Here is a 14,764-nt window from a genome sequence, read left to right as displayed (position 1 = left end):
GCGTGACTTCACTTGGCTCTCTTCCGCTGCGGGACGACCTGCGCGGACGCTCACCGTACGGCGCGCCGATCATCGATGTGCCGGTCAGGCTCAACGTCAACGAGAACGCGTTCGACGTACCAGCTGACGTCGTCGCGGCCGTTGAGGAGCGGATCTCCGGCGTCGCCGCGTCCCTCAATCGGTACCCCGATCGCGAGTTCACGTCGTTGCGGACCCTTCTCGCGCGGTACCTTGGGAACGTCCTCGGCCGCGAGCGCCCGGAAGGCACGGTCGATTCCGACCCCACGATCGATCCGGAGATGATCTGGGCGGCGAACGGGTCGAACGAAGTGCTGTTCCACATCCTGCAGGCATACGGCGGTCCCGGAAGGCGGGTCCTGGGCTTCGGCCCGAGCTATTCGATGCACCCCCTCATCACCCGTTCGACGGGGGCCGACTGGATCGAGGAGCCGCGCGGCGACGGGTTCGCGATCACCGCGGACGCCGCCGTCGCCGCCGTCCGCGCACACAGTCCGGACATCGTGTTCGTGTGCACTCCCAACAACCCCACGGGCAACAGCACCCCGCTCAGTGTCGTCGAAGCGATCTACGACGCGACGGACGGCATCGTCATCGTGGACGAGGCATATGCGGAGTTCGCCGGAGATGGGTTCCGCACCTCTCTCCGCCTGCTCGGAGGCCGCCCCCGACTCGTCGTGTCACGCACGATGAGCAAGGCCTTCGCCTTCGCCGGTGCGCGCCTCGGCTACGCCGCGGCCGATCCCGCGTTCGTGGACGGACTGCGACTCGTCCGCATGCCCTACCATCTCTCGGCGCTCACGCAAGCCGCGGCGGATGCGGCGCTGGAGCACCCGGACTCGCTGCTCGCACGTGTCGACGAACTGTCGCGTCAACGGGACCGCATGGTCGATGCTCTGCGCCGTTGCGGGTTCGACGTCGTCGGGTCCGACGCGAACTTCGTGCTGTTCAGGAACATCGCCGACCCGGGTCTCCTCTGGCAGCGACTGGTCGACCGCGGTGTGCTGGTGCGCGACGTCGGCATCAGCGGGTCCCTGCGTGTCAACGCCGGGACGGAAGCAGAGACGTCCGCTTTCCTCACAGCGGTCGAAGACATCCTGGCCAACCACCCCGAAACCCTTGGAAGGAGCTCGCAGTGACGCAGCGCACCGCAAGCGCACAGCGGACGACGAGCGAGTCCGACGTCTCCGTGACGCTCGACCTCGACGGCACCGGCACTTCGACGATCGACACCGGCGTCCCGTTCTACGATCACATGCTCACCGCGCTGTCGAAGCACTCGCTCATCGACCTGCAGGTCCGAGCGCAGGGAGACGTGCACATCGACGTCCATCACACCGTCGAGGACACGGCCATCACCCTCGGATGGGCACTCCGCGACGCGCTCGGGGACAAGGCCGGCATCCGGCGCTACGGCGACGCATCCGTCCCGCTCGACGAAGCCCTCGCCCAAGCGGTCGTCGATGTGTCAGGACGCCCCTACTTCGTCCACGAAGGGGAGTCGGAGGCGCAGAGGTACCACCTCATCGGCGGTCACTTCACCGGATCGATGACGGGCCACGCGATCGAATCGCTCGCTTTCCAGGCGGGCCTCACTGTGCACCTCCGGCTCCTTGCGGGCCGCGACGCGCACCACATCGCCGAAGCCCAGTTCAAGGCATTCGCGCGCGCACTGCGCACAGCGGTCGAACCGGACCCGCGCGCGCACGGCGTCCCCTCGACGAAGGGGGCCCTGTGAGCCGGACGATCATCGTCACCCCGTTCGGGCGACCGGATCAGCTGGCGGCTGCCTGTGTGCTCTCCGAGGTCCCGGGCGACGTCGTCCCGCTCGGCGACTTCTCCGCGATCGTGCAGAACGGCACGGACATCGCAGCCGGCAACAGGGCGGCTGCGGCCATCTCGAAGCTCACCGGCAAGCACGAGGTCCTGCTCATGGTGCGCAGCGAGGAGCAGATCGACGCAGCTCACTATCGCGGGGGAGAGCGCGAAGCGGACGTCCCCGCGGGGCTCGCGCTGTCCAACCTTCCCGACGAGCTGGAGAAGCTTCTGCTGGAGACCGCGGATCCTCGTGAGATCGACGGCTGGATCGACACATCGACGATGTCGAAGATGGACGCGTCCCGAGCGGCCATGACACCGCAGAGAGCGGCGCTGGCACGCACTGCGCTCCTCTGGCTGGTCGTCGCAGTGCTCGCACTGGTGGTCGTCGGCTTCGGGGTGTTCCAGGGGGCGGGCGGATCCGCGCTCGGCTGGGTGATCGCAGTGTTCGGCGCGGCAGTGCTCGTCGCCGCGCTCCTGAGGGTCCGCCGTCTGCTCAGCCCCGCGGCGGCCCCATGACGACGGCCACAGTGGCGGTGCTCGACTACGGGTCGGGAAACCTCCACTCCGCAGTGAGGGCGCTCGAGCGCACCGGGGCACGAGTGGCCCTCACTGCGGACCACTCGTCGATCGCTGAGGCCGACGGGCTCGTCGTCCCCGGTGTCGGAGCCTTCGCATCGGTCATGGAAGGGCTGGCAGCGGTGGGCGGCGTCGATCTGGTGCGCCGACGGCACGCGGCCGGTCAGCCGACTCTGGGCATCTGCGTCGGCCTTCAGGTCCTCTTCTCCCTCGGCACGGAACACGGTGCGCACGCGGACGGGGTCGGGCTGTGGCCCGGCGAAGTGGCTCGCCTCGACGCCCCCGTCGTCCCGCACATGGGCTGGTCTCGTGTGCGCGCACCGGCGGAGTCCCGACTGTTCGACGGACTCCGCGAGGAGTACTTCTACTTCGTCCACTCCTTCGCCGCGCTGAGCGGCCCCGACCACGCACTCACCACGACTGCCGTGCACGGTGTGCCCTTCGTGGCCGCCGTCGAGGACGGTGCCACCTGCGCCACCCAGTTCCACCCGGAGAAGTCCGGGGACGCGGGGCGCGCACTGCTCACGAACTGGGTGCGTACCCTGACTACTCGACCACATGACCATCTGATCTCGGAGGAACAGCAATGACCCCGCTCGTGGAGACCCCCTCACTCACACTGCTGCCGGCGGTGGACGTCGCAGACGGCCAGGCCGTGAGACTGGTGCAAGGCGCGGCCGGCACGGAGACCGTCTACGGTTCGCCGCTCGAAGCCGCGGGCTCCTTCGAGTCGCAGGGTGCCGAATGGATCCACCTCGTCGACCTCGACGCGGCATTCGGTCGCGGCTCGAACTACGACCTCCTGCGGAAGGTGACGAAGTCACTGTCCATCAAGGTGGAGCTGTCCGGCGGTATCCGCGACACGGAGAGCCTGGAGCGTGCGCTGGACACCGGGGCAGAGCGGGTGAACATCGGAACCGCCGCACTCGAGGATCCGGAATGGACCGCAGAGGTGATCGCTCACTACGGTGACAAGATCGCGGTCGGCCTCGACGTGCGGGGCCGTACCCTCGCTGCACGCGGGTGGACCCGCGAAGGGGGTGACCTCTATGAGGTATTCGACCAGCTCGAGGCGGCGGGCTGCACGCGCTACGTCGTCACCGACGTGACGAAGGACGGCACCCTCAAGGGGCCCAACACGGAACTGCTGGCGGATCTCGCCGCGCGGACGGACCGCCCGATCGTCGCGTCGGGCGGCATCTCCAACCTCGACGACATCGCCGCCATCCGTGAGCTCGTACCGGCAGGAGTCGATTCAGCGATCGTCGGCAAGGCGCTCTACGCGGGCCGATTCACGCTGACCGAAGCCCTCGACGTCGCCGGACGATGACATGACGGGGCCGACGGGGGAGGGGCCAGCGAGGAGACCCGAGATCCCCGAGCACCTGCGCGCGGCGCTGGGCGGCCCCGCCGATTCGGCGGGGGTGCCGTGGGGCGGGCGGGAGCTCCACACGTCGTCGTTCGCCGGTGACACCGGCGAAGCAGACCCGGTGCTGCTCGGCGCCCTGCGCGCCGTGACGGTGGACCCCCTCGATCCGCAGCTGCACCGGTCGGTCGTGTCCGCACTTGCGGAGAAGCGCCTGTTCGCTCCCATCCTGCCGGCGGTGCTCGAGCAGTCGGTGGACGAGCGCGGACTCATGCACGACAACTCGTCGGAGATGGCGATGGTCCGCCTGCGGTCCGGTGACGGACGCGAGGCAACGCCTGCGTTCTCCGACATCCCGTCCCTCACCGCGTGGCATCCGGAAGCGCGTCCGGTCCCCATCGAGGCCGAGCGGCTGGGCGCTGCAGCAGTGGAGGAGGGCGCCCAACTCGTCGTGATCGACCCCGGGACCCCGCACACGTTCCTGCTGCGGAGGCCTGCGCTCTGGGCCTTCCTCCAGCGGAAACCGTGGATGCCCGCGTGGGCCGACGCGACGGTCGCCTCCGCACTGCACGCCGCAGCGAGCGGGTTCCCCTGGATCGGGGGAGTGGGGATGGGGCCGGCCACCGCTGCCGTGCAGGCCGCGGGGCCGGAGATCCGTGTCGAGGTGAGGACAGCACAGACGGCCGCGGACGCACAGCGGTCCGACTTCCAGCGTGCGCTCGCAGAGAACGCGGTGATCGCCGAGCAGGTCGATTCGCTCACACTCAGCTTCGTGGAGCAGTGAGCGCGCCACCACATGGCGGACGAGACGAAACCGAGGCCCGGAGCATCTGCTCCGGGCCTCGGTCCTTTCCTCAGCGTCTGTGCACGGTGCGGGCACCGCACGTGGGAAGGGGACGCTGAGAGCTGTAGCGGGTCCGCCTGCCACGAGTCTACTGCCGGGCGGCGGGCCCACTCAAGGAAGTCGACACGAACTCTGCGGCCCACACCTCCCGGGTGCCCGAGCAGAGGCCGGGCGTCCGCCCCTGGTGGGGGCGGCTCAGCGCACGGGGCCGGTGTACTTCTCCCCGGGGCCCTTCCCCGGCGCGTCGGGGATGGAGGAGGCTTCGCGGAAGGCCAGCTGCAGGGTGCGCAGGCCATCGCGCAGGGGGCGGGCGTGATGATCGCCGATCTCCGTGGCGCCGGCCGTCACGAGTCCGGCGAGGGCGGTGATGAGCTTGCGGGCCTCGTCGAGGTCCACGAGGTCCTCCGCCCGCTCCGTGTCGGTGTCCTCGCTGAGGCCGAGCTTCACGGCGGAGGCACTCATGAGATGCACTGCGGCGGTCGAGATCACTTCGACGGCGGGCACCTCCGCGATGTCGCGGACCGCTTGCTGTGCGGCGTCATCCACGAGCGGGGCCTCGCCGGGGGCGACGGGGGTGTCGGAGGAGGGGGCGGCGTCTGAGGACGCGTCGAAGCTGAAAGAATGCGACTGGGTCATGAGCCCAAGTCTCGCACACGCGCCCGGTCGGTCGATGTGCACTCCGCAGGGAAGTGGAGTATCGTGGGATGCGTGCAAAGCGGGGCTTCGGGCTCCCACCTGGATCGCTCATGGCGATCGGGTACCTCTCAGCGCGACTCTATCGTCGCGCTGCGCAGTAACTGCGGCAGCCTGCCGACCGTTTTCTGTGGTGTATCCAAGGCCCTCTCTGCATCGGCAGTCGGGGCCTTTTGCATTCCCGGTTGCCGGAAGGTCGTTTTCAGTCGAGAAGGAGCAGCACATCAGCGAGCCGCGTATCAACGACAGGATCAGAGTCCCGGAAGTCCGCCTCGTCGGACCGAATGGGGAGCAGGTGGGCATCGTCGCAATGCGAAAGGCCCTTGATCTCGCCCGTGAAGCGGACCTCGATCTCGTCGAGGTCGCGCCGCAGGCGAAGCCTCCTGTCGCCAAACTCATGGACTACGGCAAGTTCAAGTACGAGTCCGCTCAGAAGGCGCGTGAAGCACGGAAGAACCAGGCCAACACGGCCCTCAAGGAGATCCGCTTCCGGCTCAAGATCGACGAACACGACTACGAGACCAAGAAGGGACACGTCACGCGGTTCCTCACGGGCGGGGACAAGGTCAAGGTCATGATCATGTTCCGCGGGCGTGAGCAGTCGCGGCCGGAGATGGGCGTCAGACTCCTCAACCGGCTGGCTGAAGACGTGTCCGAGCTCGGAACAGTCGAGTCCTCGCCCCGCGTGGACGGGCGCAACATGGTCATGGTCATCGCACCGACGAAGTCCAAGGCCGACGCGAAGGCGGAATCGCGCAATGCGTCCGCCGGATCGAGGGGATCGCAGGCGGAGGTCAAGTCCCGCCGCGACCGCGAAGCACAGGCGAAGGCTGAGGCCCAGGCGGGGGACGCCCCCGCGGCGGATTCCTGACCCACCGAAGCTCTACGACGAGATGTGAAGGAGAACGGCACCATGCCGAAGCAGAAGACCCACAGCGGCGCCAAGAAGCGTCTGCGCCTCACCGGCAGCGGCAAGGTCATGCGGGAGGGCGTCAACAAGCGTCACCTCGCTGAGCACAAGTCCTCGCGCCGCAAGCGTCGGATCTCTATGGACCAGGTGCTGACGAAGGGCGACCGGGCCAAGGGCCTCAAGCTCCTCGGCAAGCGCTGAGTTCCTGACACCGCAGACAGCACTGCGCGCCCCGGACCGTTCGACGGCACCGCGGGACGTGCGGCCCCACTGCCACCGCAGTGGGTGATATTCACAAGGAGTACACGTGGCACGTGTGAAGAGGGCGCTCAACGCCAAGAAGAAGCGCCGGGTCATCCTTGACCGGGCGAGCGGCTACCGGGGGCAGCGTTCGCGCCTGTACCGGAAGGCCAAGGAACAGGTCATCCATTCGCTGGTCTACAGCTACCGGGACCGTCGCGCTCGCAAGGGCGACTTCCGTCGTCTCTGGATCCAGCGCATCAATGCCGGTGCCCGTGCGAACGGGATGACCTACAACCGCTTCATCCAGGGTCTGAAGGCCGCAGGCGTCGAGGTCGATCGTCGTATGCTGGCCGAGCTGGCCGTCAACGACCAGGCGACGTTCGCGACGCTCGTCAAGGTCGCGAAGGACGCGCTCCCCTCGGATGTCAACGCACCGAAGACTTCCGCGGCCTGAGCCGCTCTCCTCGTCCTGAGGAGCCTGCGACAGCGGGGTTGTGGTGATCCTCACGGGTCCCCGACCCCGCTGTCGTCGTCTGCGGTCCCTGGCGGTCCGCACGCGGCCGCGTGGGTAGGCTTCCAGTATGGATTGTCACCCCCGCCTCACCGGCCCGGTCATCACCCGCCCCGATTCTCCGCGGATCCGCGAGGCGGGCAAGCTCGCGAAGCGGTCCTGGAGGACGAAGTCCCGTCGCTTCGTCGCCGAGGGTCCTCAGGCGGTCCGTGAAGCGCTGATGCGCCACGGCGACCTGCGGCCGTCCGCCGTCACCATTCCGCCCCGGGCTGGTGAGGAGGACGTCTCCGCCCGGCCTGCGCCCCGCGGCGCGGTGCTCGACGTGTGGGCGACCGCCGAGGCCGCGGACCGGCATCCGGATGTCATCGAAACCGCCGGTGAAGCGGGTCTGCGCGTCCGGCAGGCGACCGCCGAGGTGCTGTCCGTGGTGACGGACACCGTAGCCTCCCAGGGCATCGTCGCTGTCGTGGAGCACCTCGACGTGTCCCTCACCGATGTGGTCACGCGTGAGGCCCGGCTGCTCGTCGTGCTCTCCCAGGTGCGCGATCCCGGCAATGCCGGGACGGTCCTCCGTGTGGCGGACGCCGCCGGCGCGGACGCCGTCGTGGTGACCTCCTCCAGCGTCGACGTCTACAACCCGAAGACGGTGCGGTCGACAGTGGGGTCGCTCTTCCACATCCCCGTCGTCACGGGCGTGGGGCTGCCCGAGGTGACGGAGCTTGCACGAGCACGCGGTCTGCAGGTGCTCGCTGCGGACGCCCACCCGCCGGCACACGACCTCCACGTCCCGTGGGATACCGGACTCGACCTGTCCCGGCGCACGGCGTGGGTCTTCGGCAATGAGGCGTGGGGTCTGCCGGAGGCGGACCGCTCGGAATGCGATGCGGCCGTGGCGATTCCTCTGTATGGGCGGGCGGAGAGCCTCAACCTCGCCTCTGCGGCGAGCATCTGCATCTACGAATCCGCTCGAAGCATGCATTCGTGACGCGCCGATGTCGGCGTCTGCGCCGGGGCTAGACTGTTCCACGGCGCTTCGAGTGCCCCTTGTCCCAGACCCATCCACGAGAGAAGGACGATGTCCGAGCCCAGTGCCGTCGATCCGACCCCCATTGATCCCCGCGACGACGAGGCCGTGTCCGCGGCCGTCGACGCAGCGCTCCAGGCCTTCGCCGCAGCCGGTGATCTCGAGGAGCTCAAGCTCGCGAAGATCGCGCATACGGGCGACCGGTCGCCCCTGGCGCTCGCGAACCGTGGGATCGGCGGGCTCGACAAGGCGGATAAGGCTGCCGCCGGCAAGCTCGTGGGCCAGTCGCGCGGGCGTGTGAACCGTGCGCTCGCGGAACGTCAGGGTGAGCTCGAGGCGAAGCGCGAGGCGGAGGTGCTCGTCGCGGAGTCCATCGACGTGACGCTGCCGTCGGCACGCTCGGCACAGGGTGCGCGCCACCCGCTCCAGCTCCTGCAGGAGCAGATCGCGGACCATTTCGTGGGACACGGCTGGGAGGTGGCGGAAGGCCCGGAGATGGAAGCGGAGTGGCTGAACTTCGACTCCCTCAACTTCGGCCCGGACCATCCGGCGCGCCAGATGCAGGACACGTTCTTCGTGGATCCCCCTGAAGCGGGACTGGTGCTGCGGACGCACACCTCTCCCGTGCAGTCCCGGAGCCTGCTGGAGCGCGGTGTCCCCCTCTACGTCGTCTGCCCCGGCAAGGTGTTCCGCACCGACGAGCTCGACGCGACCCACACCCCCGTGTTCCACCAGGTGGAGGGCATCGCGATCGACAAGGGACTCACGATGGCCCACCTTCAAGGCACCCTCGACGCGTTCGCGCGCGCGATGTTCGGGCCTGATTCCCGCACGCGCCTCCGTCCATCGTTCTTCCCGTTCACGGAGCCCAGCGCGGAGATGGACTTCTGGTTCCCGCAGAAGGTGGGGGGCGCGGGCTGGATCGAATGGGGCGGCTGCGGCATGGTCCACCCCAACGTGCTGCGCGCAGCCGGGATCGACCCCGACGAGTACCAGGGATTCGCATTCGGAATGGGCATCGAGCGGACGCTGATGCTCAGGGAAGGCATCAACGACATGCACGACATGGTCGAGGGCGACCTCCGCTTCTCCGCACGTTTCGGGGTGAACGCCTGATGCGCGTCCCACTCGAATGGCTGTCCGAGTACGTCGATCTCTCCGTCGTCGACGACGCGCACGTCCTCGCTGCGGAGTTCGCGGGGATCGGGCTGGAGGAGGAGGAGTACATCGGGCCCGACGTCACGGGCCCGCTCGTGGTGGGCCGTGTCGTCACGGCGGAGCCCGAGGAGCACTCCAACGGCAAGACCATCAACTGGTGCACCGTCGATGTGGGAGAGTCCGACCCCCGTGGCATCGTTTGCGGTGCGCACAACTTCGGTCCCGGCGACCTCGTCGTGACGGCTCTGCCGGGCGCGGTGCTGCCGGGCGGGTTCGCCATCGCTGCGCGCAAGACATACGGGCACGTGTCCGACGGCATGATCTGCTCGTCACGCGAACTGGGCCTGGGCGACGACCACGACGGCATCATCGTCCTGTCCGACCTGGGGCTGGAGGGGGCGCCCGGGGAGGACGCGATCCCGCTCCTCGGACTCGACCGGGTCACTCTCGACGTGAATGTCACCCCGGACCGCGGCTACCAGCTGAGCATGCGGGGGATCGCCCGCGAATTCGCGATGCTCAAGAGTCAGGACTTCGCAGACCCCGCGGACATCGACACGGACGTCCCGAACGCCTCGGGCTTCCCCGTGGTCCTCGCGGACTCCGCGCCGATCCACGACGTGCCGGGCTGCTCGCGCTTCACCGCGCTCACCGTCACGGGGATCGATCCGTCGGCGACGACGCCGTTCTGGATGGCGCGCCGGCTGCTCGAGGCGGGCATGCGGCCCATCAGCCTCACCGTGGACATCACGAACTACGTCATGCTCGAGCTGGGACAACCGCTGCACGCCTACGACGCGCAGAAGCTCGCCGGTCCCATCACCGTGCGGCGCGCGCGGGCGGGCGAGCAGCTCGTGACGCTCGACGACGTGACACGGAAGCTCGACCCGGAGGACCTCCTCATCACGGATGCGGGCACGGGCGAAGACGGTTCCCGCATCATCGGCCTCGCCGGGGTGATGGGCTCGGCGGCGCTCGAGGTGACGGATACGACGCGGGACGTCGTCATCGAGGCGGCGCACTTCGATCAGGTCTCGATCGCACGGACCGCCCGCAGGCACCGGTTGCCCAGTGAAGCAGCCAAGCGGTTCGAGCGGGGAGTGGACCCCGCGCTGGGTCCCGCTGCCGCGCGCCGGGCAGCCGACCTCATGGTCGAACTGGCAGGAGGCACGCTCAGCGCGGACGCGACCGAAGCGGGGACTGCTCCGACGCCGCGCGTCCTTGAGATGCCCGCGGACCTGCCGACGTCCCGTGTGGGCGTCGCGTATGCGGCGGACGAGGTGGTGGCGCTGCTCGCAGCCGTCGGCACGTACGCCGAGGCCGTTGCCGGCACACAGGACTCAGGCACCGTCCTGCGGGTGACGGTCCCCACGTGGCGACCCGACCTGCTCACCCCAGTGGACCTCGTCGAGGAGGTGGTGCGGGCCGGGGGATACGACCGGATCCCGTCCGTCGAACCCCAGGCGCCCGGTGGTTCCGGCCTCACCGCGGCGCAGCGGGCCCGCCGCCGCGTGTCGAATCTGCTGGCGGCCCGCGGCCTCAGCGAGGTGCTGACGTACCCGTTCACGTCGCAGAACCGGGCGGACGAGCTGCTCCTCCCGCAGGACGACGAGCGCCGGACGATGGTGCGGCTCGCGAACCCTCTGGGCGAGGACAGGCCGCTCATGCGGTCGAACCTTCTCGCGACACTCCTGGACGCGGTCGTGCGGAACACCGGTCGCGGCTTCAAGGACGTCGCGGTCTTCGAAGCGGGTCTGGTGACGGAGGGCGGTCGGCCGACGGACGGTCCGGGCCCCCGGTTCGCACCGGGACACCATCCCACTGCCGACGAGCTGGCGGCGGTGCTGCGGTCCGTGCCGGCGCAGCCGTTCCACATCGCCGGCGTCATGGCGGGGCACATCGAGCTGCCGGGCGTGCTGGGTGACGGTCGGCGGGCGGACGCGCACGACGCGATCGACCTGGTCCACAGGATCGCGGTGGCGAACGGGCAGTCGATCCGGGCGGAGTCCGCGGCCCGCGCCCCCTGGCACCCGGGCCGATGCGCACGGCTCCTCTGCGCGGACGGAGCCGTGTTCGGCTTCGCCGGCGAACTCCACCCGAAGGTCTGCGAGAACCTCGGGCTCCCGGCTCGGACCGTCGCCTTCGAGGTCGACCTCGACGCGCTGCTCGCCCAGCCGGACACGCGGGACTGGGACGGTGCGCTGTCGACGTATCCCGTCTCCCGGCAGGACGTCGCACTCGTCGTCGACGCCCAGCTGCCGGCCGGCACGCTCACGGCCACGCTCCGTGCCGCTGCCGGTGAGGAGCTGGAGGCGCTGGAGGTGTTCGACGTCTACACCGGCGACCAGGTTCCAGAAGGGCGCAAGTCGGTGGCGCTGCGCATGACGTTCCGCGCAGCGGACCGCACTCTCACCGCGGATGAGGCGTCCGCGCTCCGCCAGAAGGCGACGGACGCGGCAGCCGCACAGCACGGAGCGGAGGTCCGGTCATGACGGAGCCCACCACGTCGGCCTCGCCGATCGATCCTGCGGCGGGGCTCGCCGTCATCACGGGCGGCTCGCGCGGGATCGGCAGGGCGCTCGCGACGGGCTTCGCAGCAGCAGGACACCCCGTCCTCCTCACCGCCCGGTCCGCAGCGGATGCGGAATCGGCGGCCGAGGCGGTGGCCAGGTCGTCGGTGGAGACCGCGGGCCCCGCCACGGAGCGCCCCCGGGTAATCGGTGCCGCACTCGACGTCACCGATCCCGCGTCCGTCGCGGCATTCGCGGACGCGGCGGCTCGCGTCGCCGCTGACTGGAGCACACCCCTGCGGACACTCGTCAACAACGCCGGCATGGTCGAGGCGAGCGAGGGACCCGTGTGGGAGGCGGATGCCGACGACATGGCCGCCGTCATCGAGACGAACCTGACCGGCGTCTTCCGCGTCGTCCACGCGCTGCTCCCACAGCTGTTCGCGACCGCGGAATCCACCGGCGCACCCGTGCGGATCATCGACCTGAACTCCGGTTCGGGAGCGCAGGGCACGCCGTCACACGCCGCGTACTCCGCGTCGAAGGCCGGGCTGTTCCGCTTGGCGCAGTCCCTCGTCGACTACGGGCACGACCGGGGTCTGCGCGTGTTCGAGATGGCCCCCGGCGTCGTCGAATCGGACATGACGAAGTCGATGCCGATGCACGACCATCGCGTGGGGTCCGACTGGACCGATCCGCAGGCGGTGGCAGCCCTCGCCGTCGGGCTGGCCTCCGGCCGCCTCGACGCCTGGACCGGCCGCTACGTGCGCGCTGGGATCGACACCCCGGCGTCCCTCGAAGCCGCAGCCGGAACGCTGACGGCGGGGGACCTCGGCGACGGCCTGCGCACGCTCTCCATGCGCATGCAGTAGCGTTGCCCCGCACTGCGACCACACCCGCAGCCGCACCGTATCGGAGGAAGGGAGCCCCGTGGACGTCTTCTGGACGATAGTCCTGGGCCTCGTCAACGCCATCATCGTCGGCGTGTTCGTGCGCCGGCTCATCACGGTCGGCACGGGTGCCCTCAGGAACACGATCGTCTCGCTCGTCATGGGACTGTCGATCTGGCCGGCCTCCCTCCAGGCGTTCTCGATGCTGGAGATCGTCCAGCGGGGAGACGTCCCCTTCCTGGGGATGAGCTTCCCCGCCGTCATGGTGTTCCTGCTGGTCTTCGCCTGGTTCGTCGCGATCCAGCTCTATGTCATGCTGGCGATCGAACTCGTCCTGCCGTCCGGCTCCTTCTCCCAGGCCGCCCGGACCGCCTCGCGCCTTCCGACCTGGTACCGCAGAGTGCGGCGGGCTGGGGAGATCCAGAACCTCGTCATCCGCTACGGTCTGCGCCGGTACCTGCGCCCCCGCATCCCCAGTCTGAGAGTGTCCATGCGGGAGGTCGCGCAGACCACCGCGCAGGCCCTCGCCGCCGCAGGCGTCACCTTCGTGAAGCTCGGACAGTTCGTCGCGACACGGGCGGACATGATCCCTGCCGAGTTCGTCGAGGAGTTCTCCGCACTGCAGTCAGAGGCACCGGCCGTCCCCTTCGCAGAGATCCGGCCGGAGCTGGAGAGGCACTGGGGCCGCACGATCGAAGACGTGTGCCGGGAGTTCGACGAGAAGCCGCTGGCAGCCGCCTCCGTCGCGCAGGTCCACCGGGCCGTGCTGCAGACGGGTGAAGAGGTCGTCATCAAGGTGCAGCGCCCCAACCTGCGTCGGCAGGTGCGGGCGGACTCGGACATCATCATGATGCTCGCGGAGCGGTTCGAGAAGACCGCGTCATGGGCCCGCACGATCGGACTGACCGCGATCGTAAGGGGTTTCCTCGATTCCCTCGCGGAGGAGCTCGACTACCGCGGTGAGATCCGACAGACCGTCGCGATGCGGGAGGACCTGCGGGCCCAGCCGGACTCGCTCGTGAGCATCCCCGACGTGTTCGTCGGCCTGTCGGGTCGACAGGTCATCGTCATGGAGCGGATGCCCGGCAGGCCGCTGACCCGGGGGGAGGACGTGCTGAGCGGTCTGTCGACGATCGCCCGCACGGAGATGGCGGAGCACCTGTTCGTGGTCGTCGCTCGGCAGATGCTCCAGTCCGGTGTCTTCCACTCGGACCTGCATGCCGGCAACATCATGGTGTCCGACGCGGCGCGCGTGGGACTCATCGACTTCGGCGCTGTGGGGCGGCTGGACTCCCGCGACCGCCGTGACGTCCTCCAGCTGCTGCTGGCCTTCGAACGGCAGAATTCCCTCGCGGCCACGAATGCGGTCATCGACCTCTTCGGGATGCCGGTCGGCATGGACCTGCGACACGTGCAGCGGGAGATCGGGCAGATCATGCTGAAGTACGACGGGGGCGTGGCCTCCGCTGCTGCGGGGACCGCGGGCGGCAGGCCGAACGGTGCGGACCACGCTGCGAACGGGGCCGGCGGTGCGGCATCCGGCTTCTTCCGCGAACTGCTCGCCTTCATCCTGTCGCACGGGTTCACGATGCCGTCGGCCGTCGCCCAGGCATTCCGTGCGATCACGACTCTCGAGGACAGCCTCCGCAGGCTCGACCCGTCCGCGGACCTGCTGGGGCTCGTGCGGCTGCACGGGAGGGATCTGCTGGCCGATACCCGCAGTCTGCGGGGCAGCGCCCAGGATGCGATGCTGTACACGAGTGCGACGGCACCGGTCGTCGCGAACTTCCCCGTGGAGCTGTCCCGTGTCGTCAAGCACCTGCAGGACGGCACGCTGGACATCGGGACCAGCGGGCTCAACATCGACCTCATCCGCAACCTGGTCCGCACCGTGGTCGACCAACTCGTGCAGGTGGTCCTCGCAACGGCACTCGTGCTTGCCGGGGTCATCATGATGGCGTTCGACTTCGGACCGCAGCTGGCTGCGGGGCTCACGATCTTCACGTACTTCGGCGCCTGGCTGCTGCTGGGAGGCATGGTGCTCGCCGCCATCGTCCTCGCACCGGCGCTGCGGGACAGGCGGGCGGACTTCCAGCTCAGCTCGGCCTAGCCGCGACGCACCCGCACGCCCGAGACCGCCGCGCGCGCCGCATGCTTCTTCGCATGCCAGAGCCCGCCACCCACGCCGGCCGTTATGCAA

Annotated in this window: 15 protein-coding genes; 14 read left to right on the top strand and 1 reads right to left on the bottom strand. The window is 69.3% G+C overall.

The features are described from left to right. Positions 1-2: 2 nt before the first annotated feature. The 6 genes from JFC09_RS08610 to JFC09_RS08585 are packed head-to-tail and all read left to right on the top strand — an operon-like array spanning position 3 to position 4,565. A complete protein-coding gene (locus JFC09_RS08610) occupies positions 3-1,157 on the top strand; it encodes a histidinol-phosphate transaminase (protein ID WP_198393619.1) in 1,155 nt (384 codons plus the stop codon). Then, positions 1,154-1,756 carry an imidazoleglycerol-phosphate dehydratase HisB gene (hisB, locus tag JFC09_RS08605; RefSeq protein ID WP_198393618.1) on the top strand — a complete coding sequence of 201 codons (603 nt, stop codon included), beginning with the start codon at positions 1,154-1,156 and terminating at the stop codon, positions 1,754-1,756. The genes JFC09_RS08610 and hisB overlap by 4 nt, the downstream gene beginning before the upstream one ends. Beyond that, the gene (locus JFC09_RS08600; protein ID WP_198393617.1) at positions 1,753-2,355 is read left to right on the top strand and encodes a hypothetical protein; all 603 of its coding nucleotides are present in this window, start codon (positions 1,753-1,755) and stop codon (positions 2,353-2,355) included. The genes hisB and JFC09_RS08600 overlap by 4 nt, the downstream gene beginning before the upstream one ends. Further along, positions 2,352-3,005, top strand: coding sequence for an imidazole glycerol phosphate synthase subunit HisH (hisH, locus tag JFC09_RS08595; RefSeq protein ID WP_198393616.1), 654 nt, complete (start codon positions 2,352-2,354; stop codon positions 3,003-3,005). The genes JFC09_RS08600 and hisH overlap by 4 nt, the downstream gene beginning before the upstream one ends. Further along, on the top strand, positions 3,002-3,745 hold the full coding sequence (gene priA / locus JFC09_RS08590; RefSeq protein ID WP_198393615.1) for a bifunctional 1-(5-phosphoribosyl)-5-((5-phosphoribosylamino)methylideneamino)imidazole-4-carboxamide isomerase/phosphoribosylanthranilate isomerase PriA: 744 nt from the start codon (positions 3,002-3,004) through the stop codon (positions 3,743-3,745). The genes hisH and priA overlap by 4 nt, the downstream gene beginning before the upstream one ends. A 1-nt stretch (position 3,746) precedes the next feature. After that, positions 3,747-4,565 (top strand): SseB family protein, encoded by an 819-nt coding sequence (locus JFC09_RS08585; protein ID WP_198393614.1) that lies wholly within the window; start codon positions 3,747-3,749, stop codon positions 4,563-4,565. A gap of 255 nt (positions 4,566-4,820) precedes the next feature. Here JFC09_RS08585 and JFC09_RS08580 read toward each other — a convergent pair whose 3' ends face one another. Continuing rightward, on the bottom strand, positions 4,821-5,261 hold the full coding sequence (locus JFC09_RS08580; protein ID WP_198393613.1) for a DUF1844 domain-containing protein: 441 nt from the start codon (positions 5,259-5,261) through the stop codon (positions 4,821-4,823). A 208-nt stretch (positions 5,262-5,469) separates the two neighbouring features. On the opposite strand from JFC09_RS08580, the gene infC reads away from it, so the two are divergent. From infC to JFC09_RS08540, 8 genes are all read left to right on the top strand, one after another. Beyond that, positions 5,470-6,189: a translation initiation factor IF-3 gene (gene infC / locus JFC09_RS08575; RefSeq protein ID WP_232483405.1), complete on the top strand. Its 720-nt coding sequence runs from the start codon at positions 5,470-5,472 to the stop codon at positions 6,187-6,189. A gap of 42 nt (positions 6,190-6,231) precedes the next feature. Next, positions 6,232-6,429, top strand: coding sequence for a 50S ribosomal protein L35 (gene rpmI / locus JFC09_RS08570; protein ID WP_087008466.1), 198 nt, complete (start codon positions 6,232-6,234; stop codon positions 6,427-6,429). A gap of 106 nt (positions 6,430-6,535) precedes the next feature. After that, positions 6,536-6,925, top strand: coding sequence for a 50S ribosomal protein L20 (rplT, locus tag JFC09_RS08565; RefSeq protein ID WP_087008317.1), 390 nt, complete (start codon positions 6,536-6,538; stop codon positions 6,923-6,925). Between the two features lie 127 nt (positions 6,926-7,052). Continuing rightward, positions 7,053-7,967 carry a TrmH family RNA methyltransferase gene (locus JFC09_RS08560; RefSeq protein WP_198393612.1) on the top strand — a complete coding sequence of 305 codons (915 nt, stop codon included), beginning with the start codon at positions 7,053-7,055 and terminating at the stop codon, positions 7,965-7,967. A 90-nt stretch (positions 7,968-8,057) separates the two neighbouring features. Next, positions 8,058-9,122 (top strand): phenylalanine--tRNA ligase subunit alpha, encoded by a 1,065-nt coding sequence (gene pheS / locus JFC09_RS08555; RefSeq protein WP_198393611.1) that lies wholly within the window; start codon positions 8,058-8,060, stop codon positions 9,120-9,122. Next, positions 9,122-11,656, top strand: a complete 2,535-nt coding sequence (gene pheT, locus JFC09_RS08550) for a phenylalanine--tRNA ligase subunit beta (protein WP_198393610.1) — start codon at positions 9,122-9,124, stop codon at positions 11,654-11,656. Before pheS ends, pheT begins: the two co-directional genes overlap by 1 nt. After that, positions 11,653-12,546: an SDR family oxidoreductase gene (locus JFC09_RS08545; RefSeq protein ID WP_198393609.1), complete on the top strand. Its 894-nt coding sequence runs from the start codon at positions 11,653-11,655 to the stop codon at positions 12,544-12,546. Before pheT ends, JFC09_RS08545 begins: the two co-directional genes overlap by 4 nt. A 58-nt stretch (positions 12,547-12,604) precedes the next feature. Further along, positions 12,605-14,674, top strand: a complete 2,070-nt coding sequence (locus tag JFC09_RS08540; RefSeq protein ID WP_198393608.1) for an ABC1 kinase family protein — start codon at positions 12,605-12,607, stop codon at positions 14,672-14,674. The last annotated feature ends 90 nt before the right edge of the window (positions 14,675-14,764 follow it).

The sequence above is a fragment of the Brevibacterium yomogidense genome, assembly GCF_016107685.1.
GTDB lineage: Bacteria > Actinomycetota > Actinomycetes > Actinomycetales > Brevibacteriaceae > Brevibacterium > Brevibacterium yomogidense.
The sequence above is the reverse complement of the archived record's forward strand: the minus strand, read 5'-3'. Positions and strand labels throughout refer to the sequence as shown.

What these genes read in the sequence shown, in the direction of transcription:
- JFC09_RS08545 (WP_198393609.1), top strand. Translation starts at nt 11,653, where the DNA reads ATGACGGAGCCCACCACGTCGGCCTCGCCGATCGATCCTGCGGCGGGG.
- hisH (WP_198393616.1), top strand. Translation starts at nt 2,352, where the DNA reads ATGACGACGGCCACAGTGGCGGTGCTCGACTACGGGTCGGGAAACCTC.
- priA (WP_198393615.1), top strand. Translation starts at nt 3,002, where the DNA reads ATGACCCCGCTCGTGGAGACCCCCTCACTCACACTGCTGCCGGCGGTG.
- rpmI (WP_087008466.1), top strand. Translation starts at nt 6,232, where the DNA reads ATGCCGAAGCAGAAGACCCACAGCGGCGCCAAGAAGCGTCTGCGCCTC.
- JFC09_RS08580 (WP_198393613.1), bottom strand. Translation starts at nt 5,261, where the DNA reads ATGACCCAGTCGCATTCTTTCAGCTTCGACGCGTCCTCAGACGCCGCC.
- pheT (WP_198393610.1), top strand. Translation starts at nt 9,122, where the DNA reads ATGCGCGTCCCACTCGAATGGCTGTCCGAGTACGTCGATCTCTCCGTC.
- JFC09_RS08585 (WP_198393614.1), top strand. Translation starts at nt 3,747, where the DNA reads ATGACGGGGCCGACGGGGGAGGGGCCAGCGAGGAGACCCGAGATCCCC.
- pheS (WP_198393611.1), top strand. Translation starts at nt 8,058, where the DNA reads ATGTCCGAGCCCAGTGCCGTCGATCCGACCCCCATTGATCCCCGCGAC.
- JFC09_RS08560 (WP_198393612.1), top strand. Translation starts at nt 7,053, where the DNA reads ATGGATTGTCACCCCCGCCTCACCGGCCCGGTCATCACCCGCCCCGAT.